This window comes from Prevotella merdae (genome assembly GCF_900290275.1).
In the GTDB taxonomy this organism is placed as follows: domain Bacteria; phylum Bacteroidota; class Bacteroidia; order Bacteroidales; family Bacteroidaceae; genus Prevotella; species Prevotella merdae.
The window spans coordinates 285,570-299,232 of record NZ_LT985326.1 but is presented as its reverse complement, the minus strand read 5'-3'; the positions used below and the strand labels follow the sequence as shown (position 1 = coordinate 299,232).

Sequence of the window (13,663 nt, the reverse complement as noted above, 5' to 3'; positions counted from 1 at the left end):
ATGATTGCACGAATATTCTTTCTGATTATACTGGCGGCTATTCTGCCAGATATCTATATATACCGCCGCTACTTGCGCCGTAGATTCGACCTTGGATTATGGCAGCGTTTGATGTGGTGGTTGCCTGGAGCGGCTATGATAGCCGTTACCTTGGTGTACGCAATGATAGACAATTTTGCACCCGATAACCTAACCTGGTTCAACATATATCTGTTTATGCTTGGACTGATTGTGGTACCTAAGGTGCTGTTTGTTATGTCGTCGATTATGGGCAGACTATTACGCCGCTTGTTTAAGTTGCGTCGCAATTGGGGCAATTACATAGGATTGGTGCTTGTACTTGGACAGTTGTACGTGCTCTTTACGGGGTCGATGACAGGTACAGACCGACTGGAAGTAAAGCAAGTTACCATTGAGTTTGACGATCTGCCATCTGCCTTCGACGGTTATCGCATAGTGCAGTTCTCGGATATACATCTGGGTTCAATGCGTACAGAACTTATGGAACGTGCTGTTGTTGAGATAAACAAGCAACATGCCGACCTTATAGCCTTTACGGGCGATATACAAAATATGCGGTCACAAGAGTTGACAAGGTTTGCACCATTGCTCTCAAGGCTAAGGGCTAAAGATGGAGTATACTCGGTTCTTGGCAACCATGACTATTCACAATATATGCCCAAGCTTGATGAGGCACAAAAAAAAGCCAACGAAATGCAGACATGCAACTTTCAAACATCGGTTGGGTGGAACCTTCTGCTAAATGACAACCGTATAGTAAGACGTTCGGCCGACTCAATTGTTATAGCTGGCGAGGAGAATGATGGTCGTCCTCCATTCCCGCAGAAAGCCAATTTAAGCAAGACGTTGCATGGCATATCTGCCCAATCATTTGTAGTTATGTTGCAACATGATCCTTCGGCATGGCGACGCTCAATACTGCCTAAATGCAAGGCACAGCTAACATTGAGCGGACATACACATGGTGGTCAGGCAAGTATTTTTGGGTTGCGTCCTACAGAATTGTTGGGTAAGGAAGACGCCGGACTCTATAGAGAAGGCAATCGTGCCCTATATGTGTCTACTGGACTTGGCGGTTTTGTGCCATTCCGATTCCATATGGACCCAGAAGTAGTGGTAATTACACTGAAAAAATCAAGAAAATAATCGACAAATAATAATAACCAATAAACAAGCATTAATTATATGAAGTACATATATCGTATATATCAACTCTTTATAGCACTGCCGTTGATAGCTATCTACACCGTTGTGACCTGCTTTATAGTAATAGTAGGTTGCGCTATAGGTAACGGTCATTTTTGGGGTTATTTCCCAGGCAAATGGTGGGCTCAATTTATTGTGCGCGTGCTAATGTTGCCGGTAAAGGTAGAGGGAAGAGAGAATCTGGAGAAAGGACAATCGTATGTATTCGTGGCCAATCATCAAGGTTCGTTCGATATATTCCTTATTTATGGATTCCTTTGTCGCAATTTCAAGTGGATGATGAAGCGACAGTTGCGCCAGATGCCATTCGTTGGAAAGGCATGTGAGGCAGCTCATCATATATTTGTAGATAAAAGAGGACCGAGCAAGATACGCCAAACATACGACCAGGCACGCAAGACCTTGCAAGGAGGAATGTCGTTGGTAGTGTTTCCAGAGGGAGCACGCAGCTTTACAGGACATATGGGCGTGTTCAAGCGAGGCGCCTTTATGCTTGCTGATGATATAGAACTGCCTGTTGTGCCATTGACCATCAATGGATCGTTCGACGTTATGCCACGTCAGCGCGATATGCGTTGGGTGACATGGCATCCGTTGCGTCTTACAATACACAAGCCTATCAAGCCAATAGGCAAGGGAGCAGACAACATAAAGTATCTTGAAGAAGAGAGCTACAAGGCTGTGATGTCGGGACTTGTGGATGAGTATAAAGGTTTTGTGGAAAATCCGGACCAATAACGATGATAAAAGGGTGCTCGACACATGCAATAAGTGTTTGTGCCGCCCTTTTTAGTTTTTTTATTCTTTTAAAAGTATGCCATTAGAATAATCTTTGTATTTTTGTATTCGCATACGTCAACATTAATGTTATTAAACTAATCAGTGTATTATGAATACCAGCGACAGCATAGTTATAATCCCCACATACAACGAGAAGGAGAACATAGAGAAGATAATCCGTGCGGTGTTGGCTCTTGAAAAGGGGTTTAACATTCTCGTAATCGATGATGGCAGTCCTGACGGAACAGCCAAGATAGTTCACCGACTTATCGATACTGAGTTTCACAACCGTCTCTTCATAATAGAGCGTTCGGGTAAGTTGGGTTTGGGTACAGCCTATATCACCGGCTTTAAGTGGGCATTAGAGAATGGCTATGACTACATATTCGAGATGGATGCCGATTTCTCTCACGATCCTAATGACTTGCCCCGATTATATGCGGCTTGTCATGATGAAGGTTACGACGTAGCAATTGGCTCGCGTTATGTAAGTGGTGTGAATGTTGTGAACTGGCCTATTGGTCGTGTGCTTATGAGCTATTTTGCTTCTAAGTATGTACGCTTTGTAACAGGCTTCAATGTACACGATACAACTGCTGGTTTTAAGTGTTATCGCCGTTGTGTTCTTGAATCTATACCACTCGATCAGGTTCGTTTCAAGGGTTACGCATTCCAGATAGAGATGAAGTATACAGCCTACAAGATGGGCTACAAGATAAAGGAAGTGCCAGTGATATTTGTAAACCGTCGCGAGGGTGTAAGCAAGATGAGCGGTGGCATATTTGGTGAGGCTTTCTTCGGGGTGATGCGTCTGCGTTGGGACGGATGGTTCAGAAAGTATCCAAAGGCAAAGCATTGATAACATCCGTTTCTTATGGAAATAAAAGAGATAAGCAATATATATTCAGCCCTGCCACAGTGCGGGGCTTTTTTGAAAGCATTAAGCGATAAGTCGATGAGGCATATATTCCTTAAGGGAATGTATGCTTCATCGGCTTCTGTGTTTTTTGCGGCGGCCAGTGGAAGTGAAGAACGAAGAACGAAGAGTGAAGAACGAAAAGGGAAAAGTGAAAAATTAAAAGGGAAAAGTGAAAAATCCATATCCCTTACAGCTGTTTTTGTACTACAAGATAACGATGAGGCTGGCTATTTCTATCATGACCTTACGCAGATATTGGGCACCGATAACGTGCTGTTTTATCCTTCCTCGTATCGCCGAGCAGTAAAGTATGGACAGAGAGATGCTGCCAACGAGATACTTCGTACTGAGACATTGAGCCGACTTGCAGCTCAATCGGACAGCTATATGTATGTAGTTACATGTCCAGAGGCATTGAGCGAGCTTGTTGTGTCAAAACGCCGACTCGATGAGCGTACTATAAATATAGGTGTAGGCGATATAGTGAACCTTGCCGACTTGGGTAGAAAGTTGCGTGAGTTTGGATTTGTTGAGGTAGACTATGTATATGAACCTGGCCAGTTTGCTATGCGAGGCAGCATTGTAGACGTATATTCTTATTCTTCCGAACTGCCATTCCGCATCGATTTCTTTGGCGATGAGGTAGACACAATACGCACATTCGAGGTAGCCGATCAGCTGTCAAAGGAGGCACGACAGTCGGTTGCCATTGTTCCAGAACTGGCACAAATAGTAGAAGACAAGCAACCTTTCACTGCTATGCTTCCCGATGATGCTGTGCTTGTGGTAAAAGATAGCCTGTATCTATGTTCTACAATAGAGCAGATATACAATGATGGATTCTCGCATCAGGCACTTGCCGAGCGTCTTGAAGGTGCAACCGAGATGGAACAACAGCAAATTGTGCGTGACATGCGCAAGGAAAACAACCTTGTTTCGGGTGTACGTTTCCGCGAGGAGATGTGCAAGTTCCGCATCGTTGAGTTTGGTACGCAGCCTACCGTAACTCCACAGGCAACCATTTCATTCAATGTTTCGCCACAGCCTTTGTTTCATAAGAACTTCGAATTGCTTGCCCAATCGCTCGAAGACTATTTGCTTAAAGGCTATAAGTTATATATTCTTGCCGACAGCGAGAAACAGACACGCCGCCTTAAGGAGATATTCCAGAGCGACGAGTTAAAGCAGATGCGCAATATACACAGCGTAAAGTCGGCCAATTCGGAAGCACTTTCTGTTGCCGACAACATCGATTTCACTCCCGTAGACCATACCATTCACGAGGGATTTGCCGATAACGACCTGCGACTGTGCTTCTTTACCGACCACCAGATATTCGACCGTTTCCATAAGTATAATCTTAAGAGCGACTCTGCACGTACGGGCAAAATGGCTCTGACAATGAAAGAATTGCAGGAGATGGAACCTGGCGACTTCATTGTACACGTGGATTTTGGTATAGGCAAGTTTGGTGGACTTGTGCGTGTGCCCGTAGGCGACAGCTATCAAGAGGCTATTCGTATATATTATCAGCGAGGCGACATTGTAGACGTGTCAATACATTCGTTGTACAAGATATCTAAGTATCGCCGTTCGGATACTGGTGAGCCACCACGACTAAGCACTCTTGGCACTGGAGCATGGGATAGACTGAAGGAACGCACCAAGAAGCGTATCAAGGATATAGCAAGAGACCTGATAAAGTTGTATGCCAAACGTCGTCATGAGAAAGGATTTGCCTTTTCTGCCGACTCGTATATGCAGCACGAACTTGAGGCTTCGTTCCTATACGAAGATACGCCCGACCAGTCGAAAGCAACTATGGATGTGAAAGCTGATATGGAATCGGCACGTCCGATGGACCGTCTTGTATGCGGAGATGTTGGCTTTGGCAAAACAGAAGTGGCAATAAGAGCTGCCTTCAAAGCCGCTGTTGACGGCAAGCAGGTTGCTGTGCTTGTGCCTACAACAGTGCTTGCCTTCCAACATTATAAAACATTCCAAGACCGATTGAAGGATATGCCTGTACACATAGACTACCTTTCGCGTGCCCGAACTACTAAACAGACACGCCAAGTGCTTGAGAATCTTAAGGAAGGAAAGATAGATATCCTTATTGGTACGCACAAGCTTATAGGCAAGTCGGTTGAATGGCACGACCTTGGACTGTTAATCATCGACGAGGAACAGAAGTTTGGTGTAGCCACTAAGGAGAAGTTGCGCAAGCTAAAGAGTAATGTTGACACCCTGACAATGTCGGCAACACCAATACCCCGAACCTTGCAATTCTCGCTTATGGGCGCACGTGATATGAGCATCATACGCACACCGCCACCTAACAGATATCCAGTACAGACCGAAATTGGCGTATATAGTCATGAGATAATAGCTGATGCCATAAACTTTGAAATGTCGCGCAATGGTCAGGTATATTTTGTAAACGACCGCATAAGCAACCTTCCCGAGATTGCCGCACTTATACACAAGTATGTGCCAGACGCACGTGTGGCGATAGGTCATGGTCAGATGAATCCCGAAGAACTTGAAAATATTCTCATCGGTTTCATGAACTACGACTACGATGTACTGCTGTCTACATCCATTGTAGAGAATGGTATCGACATATCCAATGCCAATACCATCATCATCAATGACGCTCATCGGTTCGGATTATCCGATCTACATCAGATGCGAGGCCGTGTAGGACGTTCAAACCGCAAGGCTTTCTGCTATTTGTTGGCGCCACCAAAGTCGGTTCTAACACCAGAGGCACGTCGTAGACTTGAGGCTTTGGAGAATTTTTCCGAACTTGGCAGTGGTTTCAATCTTGCAATGCAAGACCTCGACATACGTGGTGCGGGCAATTTACTTGGAGCTGAGCAAAGCGGATTTATGGAAGATCTTGGCTATGAGACTTATCAAAAGATATTGAATCAAGTCGTTACCGAGCTAAAGAACGATGAGTTCCAGGACATATATGCAGAGGAGATAGCGCAAGGCAAGGAGATTTCTGGCGACGAGTTTGTTGAAGACTGCGCCATAGAGAGCGACCTTGAGATGTACTTTCCCGAGACTTATGTGCCTGGCTCGTCAGAACGAATGCTGCTATATCGCGAACTCGACAACATAGAAGACGATAGTCAGCTCGATGCATATCGCCAGCGTCTTATCGACCGCTTTGGCAAAATGCCTCACGAGGCTGAGGAGCTCTTGCAGGTAGTGCCGCTTCGACGTCTTGGCAAACGCCTTGGTTGTGAGAAGATAATACTTAAGTTGGGACGTATGCAGATGCAATTTGTGTCAAATACAGAGTCGGCTTACTATAAGAGTCAAGCTTTTGGCAAGGCACTCAACTATATTGCCACGCACACACGTCGATGCAACCTTAAAGAGGTAAAAGGCAAGCGTTCGATGGTTGTTACAGGTATCCCAACTGTAGGCGATGCTGTGGAGGTGTTGAAGGAAATGTCAGAATGAAAAAACTGAAGTTGTTTGGTCATATGACATAAATTTCATACCTTTGCCAACTCATTTTTGAAAAACTCCCCCCGTATATTAAATAGTAAGTAAAAATAATAAAAGCATTCCACTCAAACCTGTCATTAAGGGGGAGGGCAAGGTAGGGTGGTGCTTTAGATAACAGCAATTATGCAAGGACAAAGATTCAAGGCTTGTCAGCAGGCACTGCACTTCAAGCACTTCACACGTCGAGGCTACGCTCTATTCAGCTGCATCGGCCGTGAGGTTCTAATCTGCACTCTCAGCGTAGCTACATTGACCTACGCAAAGGCAGAAGGCATGAGCACAAAGCCAGCAACAGCGACAGCCCTGACCGACTCTTTGGGACAAGGCGAGGTACGTCTTGACGAGGTAACAGTTACCTCATCGCGTGCCCCACTTACGGCTCTGCAGTCGGCAAAGATTGTGTCTGTCATCTCGCGCGATGATATTCAGCGTGCGGAAGCAGCGAGTGTAAACGATCTCTTAAAGTTAGCCACGGGCGTAGATGTCCGTCAGCGCGGTGGCTTTGGTGTACAGACGGACATCAGTATCAACGGTGGAACGTTCGACCAGATTACCATTCTATTGAATGGCGTCAATATTTCAAGTCCACAGACTGGTCATAACGCAGCCGATTTTCCAGTTTCGCTTTCTGATATAGAGCGCATCGAGGTTCTCGAAGGTGCTTCGGCACGTGTGTTTGGTTCGTCTGCCTTTAATGGCGCTATCAATATAGTTACGCGTTCGGACAGCAATTCCAATCTTCGCCTTTCGGCTGAAGGAGGTTCGTTTGGTACATTTGGCGGTGACTTTGGACTTACTGTTAAGACCAACAACCTAAGTCAGAAGCTTAGCGGAGGCTATACCCAAAGCGATGGAGGTACACAGAATTCAGACTTTAAGCGTCGTCGTGCCTATTATATGGGCAATTACACATCGCGTTATGCCGACCTAATGTGGCAGGGAGGCGTATCATCTCAAGACTATGGCGCATCTACATTCTACAGCGCAAAGTTTAATAATCAATGGGAAGCTACGCGTCGTATCATTGCTTCCGTACAAGCCGATGTCAAGCCATTGGGCAACGACAACCTTGTGTTTACACCACAACTCTATTGGCACCGCGATGTAGACCACTATCAGCTTACACGTGGCAAGGAAGGAGCAAGTAATGGCGAGAACTATCATCGCATGGATGTATACGGAGCATCGCTAAACGCTCATGCAACATGGTTGCTTGGAAAGACGGCTCTTGGCTTTGACCTTCGCAAGGAGCATATCATGAGTACTGCTTATGGCGACTTGCTGCCAGAGAATAAGTGGGCTGATATACACGGAACAGACCGTCGCTACAATCATAGAGGCGACCGTACCAATACAAGTCTTTTTGTTGAACATAACGTTATACTTGGTGGATTCACACTTTCAGCCGGTATGCTTGCCAACCGCAATACAGCTCTCGATGGCGACTTTCGTTTCTATCCGGGTGTAGACATTAGCTATCGACCCAATGATATGTGGAAGTTCTATGCCTCATGGAATAAGGCTCTGCGTGTGCCTACCTATACTGACTTGTATACAAGCAATTCGGCTCAGCAAGGCGACATCTCACTTCGTCCCGAGAAGAATTCTACATTCAAGATAGGAACACGTTTCCGTACTTACGGTGTTGAGGCTGTTGTCAGTGGATTCTATTCTAAGGGAACTGATATTATCGATTGGGTTTACACCACCGAAGAGCGTGGCAAATACCACGCTATGAATATAGGTAAGCTCGACAATATGGGCTATTCGGCTGATGCAACCCTTAATCTCAATGAGTTGTTGCCAGGCTCATTGCTCACCCGTTTCAAGGTGGGATATGCCTATATATATCAGAAGCACGATACTGAGCGACCTGTCTATGGCTCGCTTTATGCACTCGAGTATCTGCGTCATAAGTTTACAGCCCAGTTAGACCACCGTATCTTCAGTCGTCTATCTGCATCTTGGGCTGTGCGTTGGCAAGAGCGCATGAACAATTATTCGCCTTATACCAAGGTAGATGTCAAATTGCAATGGACAGCTCCTACCTATACTTTGTATGTTAAGGCCGACAACCTTACTTGCCATCGCTACTACGACCTTGGTGCTGTTAAGCAGCCTGGATTGTGGATAATGGCTGGTGGAAGCATAAAGATAGGATTGTAAGAACAATGTATTTCCAGAATTAATTCTGGAAAGTGACTTTTATAAAAACAAAAAACATTTGGATGCTGGCAATAACCGTGCATCCAAATGTTTTTTGTTTATATCCGTATGTGTTTTATTCAGAGTTAACCCCTCTTTCTACCAACAATTCCCGAGGCATAAAGTCCCATGAAGGTCAACAATCCATTAATCATCAACAATTCGTAGCCGAACTTGTATCCCCAACATTGCATAGCTGTCTTTTCAAGCGCAAAGCATACAATTGGCGAAGCTACCGCTATATAAGGCACAAGTTTGTCGCATGGCTTGCGGCGGGTAAATAGACCAAAGGCAAACAATCCCAATAATGGTCCGTAGGTATACGAGCATAGGATGTATATGGCATCGATGACACTTGTTGAATTGAGCGTCTTAAACAACAAGATGAACAGACCGAACACAACGGCAATGCCTATATGTGCACGGCGGCGCAATTGTTCGTCGCCCTCGCGTTGACGTATATCCACGCAATAGCTTGTTGTAAGAGCAGTCAATGCAGAGTCGGCACTCGAGAACGATGCAGCTACAATGCCTATAGTGAATAGTACCACAACTGTAGATCCTAATCGGCCTGTGGCAGCAAACATAGGCAATAGCTCGTCGCCACTTGCCGGTAATGCAATGCCATCCTTTTGTGCCAACTGCATAAGCAAAACACCAAGTGCCATAAACAGTATATTGGCAGGAACAAAGGCAAATCCGTAGGTACACATGTCTTTCTGTGCCTCGCGTAGGGTGCGGCAAGTAAGATTTTTCTGCATCATATCCTGGTCGAGTCCGGTCATAACTATTACTACAAAGGCTCCGCTTAGAAACTGTTTCCAGAAATTTTGCTTGCTAATCCAGTCGTCCATTACAAACATGCGGCTGTGCTCGTCGGTTGCTATAGCCTTGACAGCGTCTGTAGCCGACATTCCCAGCTGTCCCATTACATTATATATAATAAGTATCAAGGCAGCAAACATGCAGGTAGTTTGGAAAGTATCGGTCCATACCAGTGTCTTTATTCCTCCACGTCGGGTGTATAGCCATATAAGCGCCACCATAGCCACTACGGTTAAGGCAAATGGCACACCAATAGCGTCGAGCACAAAACGTTGCAATATTATGCACACTACATAGAATCGCACGGCGGCTCCAGTCATCTTGGATATAAGGAAGAACCATGCTCCCGTCTTGTACGACCTCATACCAAGCCTCTCCTTAAGGTATGTGTAAATGGTTGTAAGATTTAACTTATAGTATACAGGCAGCAAAACAAAGGCGACAGCAAAGTATCCAAGGATAAAACCAATGCACATCTGCACGTACGTCATACCGGTAAACATTGTCATACCAGGCACACTAACAAACGTAATACCCGATATTGAAGCCCCAACCATACCAAATGCCACCATATACCAAGGCGAGCGTCGGTTGGCACGAAAGAAGGTTTGGTTGTTGTCGCCATGTCGGGCTGTGATGCGACTAAATAGCATAAGTGCCGCAAAATAAAGCAGCACGGTGATGATTATAAGCATAATGTTGTTAGAATTATTGGTGCAAAGTTACGGTTTTTCGTCAAATTATTTCTTCTCCCGTGCAACTTTCTATACTCCTTGCGCGTCATACTATCAGAAACAAGAAACAATAACATTGAACAACGAATAAAAAACATACGCAACAATGAAGAAAATACTTCTCTCTATGGCAGCGCTTCTCGTGCTTGGAAGCTCTGTTTCGGTAGATGCTCAACGTCATCGACACACCCCACGCACCGAAAATGTAGTGTCTGCTTCGTCTGCTAAAAAAGATGATGCATCAAAGAGTAGTTCGGCATCAAAGAGTAAGGATGAGGGTATAGAAGCATTCTCTGACACCTCGTCTGTAGACACCAGTAGTTCTGTGGTATACAATGGCAATGGTGCCATGAACGATTCCGACAGCTACGATTCCGACAGCGACACCTATCCGTTCGCAATGTTCGAAAACATCTTTGCTTCAAAATTTTGGGGCATAACGATTTTTGTGATAATTATATTATTAGGTATAACGATATCCTTAATGCCGTTAATAATAGTGGTGCTACTTATACGCTTTTTGGTAAAACGCCACAACGACCAGATGCGATTGGCAGAAAAGGCAATGGAATCAGGACAACCGATTAGTGATGAACAAATGCCGTTGAGCAAGAAGTCGCCCGACTATATGTGGCGACGTGGTATAAGGAATGTTTCAATAGGCATTGGACTGATGTTATTCTTCTGGTTCCTGGGTGCCGAACCATTGGTTGGCATTGGCGGATTGGTAGCTTGCCTTGGTGCCGGACAGATGTTTATGGTGCGATATAATTACAACAACAAGTTTGGATGCCGTAAGTTTGACGATGACGAATTGAACAAATTGTAGTAGGTAAGGCTTGTAAACAAATAAAAAAACTGCAAAATTCTACCTGCACAGCTGTAGCAAAACAGTTTGTTGCTGCGTCTTTATAATAAAACGAACAAAAGATTAATGATGAAGGAAACTGACGATCTCTCTCTTGTCTCTGAGGTGACTGTATCTCACAACCGTGCGGCATTCGACCGCCTTGTTGTGAGATACCAGTCGCCTATAAGACGTTTCTTCCTGCATCAGACATTAGGAGACGAGCAGCTTAGCGACGATCTTGCACAGGATACCTTCATCAAAGCATACGTCAATATAAGTAAGTATCGTGCTCAGGCGGCATTCTCAACATGGCTTTATCGCATAGCTTACAATGTGTTGTACGATTATCACCGACGGCAAAAGCCTACCGACGACATAGATACATCAGAAGCCGCACGACGCAATGCCGATCATACCGACGCTAATGTAAAGCTTGATGTATACGATGCCTTGCGTAGATTGGGCGATAAGGAGCGAACATGCGTAACGTTGCAGTTGGTCGACGGCTATCCAATAGATAAGATTTCCGAGATAACCGGAATGGCGGTGGGTACCGTAAAGTCGCATCTGTTTCGTGGAAAAGAAAAGCTTACAACCTTTCTTCGTAGCAACGGCTATGGCAAGTAAATGTGTGGCTGTCTATCAAATACGTTCTTAAAAAACAAACTTATGAACAACGATAAGAATTTAAATAGTAATAATGGTACTGTCGACGAGGAACTGTTGCGTGGTTTCTTCGCCGACAGTGTGCGTATGCATATAGCCGATGGCGGTTTCACTAATAAGGTTATGCAGAGATTGCCAGATGAGATGCCAGCTCGTCAGATACTTATCTATCACATATGGTCGGCTGCATGTGCTGTCGTGTGTGTTGTGGCATTCTTTCTTGTGGGTGGTGTAGATATTATAAAAGGTTATCTTAGTGGCTTAGGCTCAAATATTGCTAGTCTGTTTTCTCGTGCCGATATCGATTATATAGCTTCTCACCTAAACCATTCTGCCTCTCTCTTCAGCTCCCACTTAAGTATCGACGCCATAATATCAGGCATACAGGCATCAGGCACCAACCTGATAATGGCTGTAATAACAGTTGTAGTGTTGTGCAGCTTGGCTGTATGGGATGTGGTACAGAGCGATTCCTTGTCGTAATATTATTCCAGTAGTTTGTCTTATTTAGGCACTACTGGAATCTCTGGTATTATGCAGTCTTCAGCCATAACAGCCTTATTCTCCATAAACATGACATAATAGATAGGCATATACATAATGCCACGTTCTTCGTACACATTCTGTTCGTTGCTCAATACTATGGCACGGCTTATATGATAGTCGGGTGTGGCTATGAAACGGTCAAGTGCACTATGTACCTTGTAGTCTTTACCCGATTTTACTTCTATAGGTAGCACTGTAAGGTTATCGTAGTCGTCGATAAGGAAATCTACCTCACCACGTTGTTTATTGTCGTAATAGTGTAGTTGGAATCCGTGGGCATGTAGTTCTTGAGCAACTACCGTCTCGTACACAGAACCTAAATTTATGCTAAGCATATCGCCAAGTACGGCATTGATATTTGTACCGTATAGAAGATTTGTCAACAGACCAACATCGCTTAGATACAATTTCAACAGATTCTTGCTTTCCGATTCCAGCAAAGGAAACTTAGGGTTACTAATGGCACGCACTTGCAATGCCACACCCGAATTGGTGAGATACTCAAACTCCTCAACGTAGTCGCTAAACTGCTTGTGTCCGTTTTTACCCTCAATGTTCTTTATAATTATACGCTTCTTCTTGTTCTCCATATTCGAAGGTATCAAGTCGTAGATGTTGCGTATAACCAATTTCTTCTCTTCATCATATTGCGATGCGTCAATTCTATATAGTGAATGTATGTTGCGCTGAATGTTGCGTACCTGAGTTATGTTTCGGTTTTCCAGAAACTTGTTTATTGCATCAGGCATACCGCCTACCAACAAGTACAACTTGAACTGTTGAAGCATATAGTTATGCATTGAGTCGTTCAGAGGCTCGCGTTTCTTATAACAATCTCTAACACCGTCAATAGTCTTCTGTCCACATCCCATAGCAAGCAGATACTCTTCAAAGTCTAATGGATACATCTGTTCGATTGTTATGCTTCCGATAGGTACCGATGGAGTTTGGGCAAGTGCCACCCCAAGTTCAGAGCCACTTGCTATATAGCGATATTTGCCGTCCTCGTTTAGGAATTTAAGCATAGTCATCAAATGTGGATAACTCTGTATCTCGTCAAGAAAAACAAGAGTGTCGTCCTTGCTTCCGAGTTTGTTGCCAGCTATAGCACCTAGTTGAAGGTAGAAGTCTTCCTTGCTTCTTACCGACTGAAAAATGCCTTGTCCTTCTTTATCTGCCTTCAAGTTTATCTCCACAAAGTTATTAAACAATTGGGTACCAACATACCTTATTATATATGACTTTCCTATCTGTCTTGCTCCATTGACAAGCAGAATCTTGCGAGGCTCATTCTTAAGAAATTCCTCTAAACGATTTGCAAACTTTCTATATAACATAAGCCAAAACTCTTTCTGTTTGATTATCTGTTTGTTACGAATGCAAATG

General features: G+C 44.4%; 10 protein-coding genes. 8 read left to right on the top strand and 2 right to left on the bottom strand.

The window, feature by feature from the left end:
- The 5 genes from C9991_RS15210 to C9991_RS15190 all read left to right on the top strand — a co-directional run bounded on the left by C9991_RS15210 (position 1) and on the right by C9991_RS15190 (position 8,617).
- Positions 1-1,167 (top strand): metallophosphoesterase, encoded by a 1,167-nt coding sequence (locus C9991_RS15210; RefSeq protein WP_106813323.1) that lies wholly within the window; start codon positions 1-3, stop codon positions 1,165-1,167.
- A 39-nt stretch (positions 1,168-1,206) separates the two neighbouring features.
- Positions 1,207-1,965: a lysophospholipid acyltransferase family protein gene (locus C9991_RS15205; RefSeq protein WP_106813322.1), complete on the top strand. Its 759-nt coding sequence runs from the start codon at positions 1,207-1,209 to the stop codon at positions 1,963-1,965.
- A 151-nt stretch (positions 1,966-2,116) separates the two neighbouring features.
- Entirely contained in the window at positions 2,117-2,866 is a 750-nt protein-coding gene (locus C9991_RS15200) for a polyprenol monophosphomannose synthase (RefSeq protein WP_106813321.1), read from the top strand.
- Between the two features lie 15 nt (positions 2,867-2,881).
- Positions 2,882-6,403, top strand: coding sequence for a transcription-repair coupling factor (gene mfd, locus C9991_RS15195; RefSeq protein WP_106813320.1), 3,522 nt, complete (start codon positions 2,882-2,884; stop codon positions 6,401-6,403).
- Between the two features lie 171 nt (positions 6,404-6,574).
- Positions 6,575-8,617 carry a TonB-dependent receptor gene (locus tag C9991_RS15190; protein ID WP_106813319.1) on the top strand — a complete coding sequence of 681 codons (2,043 nt, stop codon included), beginning with the start codon at positions 6,575-6,577 and terminating at the stop codon, positions 8,615-8,617.
- Positions 8,618-8,742: 125 nt separating this feature from the next.
- Here the strand turns inward: C9991_RS15190 and C9991_RS15185 are convergent, their stop codons facing one another.
- Positions 8,743-10,176: a sodium:solute symporter gene (locus tag C9991_RS15185; protein ID WP_106813318.1), complete on the bottom strand. Its 1,434-nt coding sequence runs from the start codon at positions 10,174-10,176 to the stop codon at positions 8,743-8,745.
- A 145-nt stretch (positions 10,177-10,321) separates the two neighbouring features.
- Here C9991_RS15185 and C9991_RS15180 point away from each other — a divergent pair, with 145 nt between their 5' ends.
- From C9991_RS15180 to C9991_RS15170, 3 genes are all read left to right on the top strand, one after another.
- Complete coding sequence (locus C9991_RS15180; RefSeq protein ID WP_106813317.1) at positions 10,322-11,044, top strand: DUF6249 domain-containing protein; 723 nt, start codon at positions 10,322-10,324, stop codon at positions 11,042-11,044.
- Between the two features lie 108 nt (positions 11,045-11,152).
- The gene (locus C9991_RS15175) at positions 11,153-11,692 is read left to right on the top strand and encodes an RNA polymerase sigma factor (protein WP_106813382.1); all 540 of its coding nucleotides are present in this window, start codon (positions 11,153-11,155) and stop codon (positions 11,690-11,692) included.
- 42 nt (positions 11,693-11,734) lie between these two features.
- On the top strand, positions 11,735-12,214 hold the full coding sequence (locus tag C9991_RS15170) for a DUF5056 domain-containing protein (protein ID WP_157949506.1): 480 nt from the start codon (positions 11,735-11,737) through the stop codon (positions 12,212-12,214).
- Positions 12,215-12,234: 20 nt separating this feature from the next.
- Here C9991_RS15170 and C9991_RS15165 read toward each other — a convergent pair whose 3' ends face one another.
- On the bottom strand, positions 12,235-13,614 hold the full coding sequence (locus C9991_RS15165; RefSeq protein WP_106813315.1) for an ATP-binding protein: 1,380 nt from the start codon (positions 13,612-13,614) through the stop codon (positions 12,235-12,237).
- Between the last annotated feature and the right edge of the window lie 49 nt (positions 13,615-13,663).

Excerpts from the sequence above, each read along its gene's own strand:
- C9991_RS15210 (WP_106813323.1), top strand. The coding sequence starts at position 1 with ATGATTGCACGAATATTCTTTCTGATTATACTGGCGGCTATTCTGCCA.
- C9991_RS15205 (WP_106813322.1), top strand. The coding sequence starts at position 1,207 with ATGAAGTACATATATCGTATATATCAACTCTTTATAGCACTGCCGTTG.
- C9991_RS15200 (WP_106813321.1), top strand. The coding sequence starts at position 2,117 with ATGAATACCAGCGACAGCATAGTTATAATCCCCACATACAACGAGAAG.
- mfd (WP_106813320.1), top strand. The coding sequence starts at position 2,882 with ATGGAAATAAAAGAGATAAGCAATATATATTCAGCCCTGCCACAGTGC.
- C9991_RS15190 (WP_106813319.1), top strand. The coding sequence starts at position 6,575 with ATGCAAGGACAAAGATTCAAGGCTTGTCAGCAGGCACTGCACTTCAAG.
- C9991_RS15185 (WP_106813318.1), bottom strand. The coding sequence starts at position 10,176 with ATGCTTATAATCATCACCGTGCTGCTTTATTTTGCGGCACTTATGCTA.
- C9991_RS15180 (WP_106813317.1), top strand. The coding sequence starts at position 10,322 with ATGAAGAAAATACTTCTCTCTATGGCAGCGCTTCTCGTGCTTGGAAGC.
- C9991_RS15175 (WP_106813382.1), top strand. The coding sequence starts at position 11,153 with ATGAAGGAAACTGACGATCTCTCTCTTGTCTCTGAGGTGACTGTATCT.
- C9991_RS15170 (WP_157949506.1), top strand. The coding sequence starts at position 11,735 with ATGAACAACGATAAGAATTTAAATAGTAATAATGGTACTGTCGACGAG.
- C9991_RS15165 (WP_106813315.1), bottom strand. The coding sequence starts at position 13,614 with ATGTTATATAGAAAGTTTGCAAATCGTTTAGAGGAATTTCTTAAGAAT.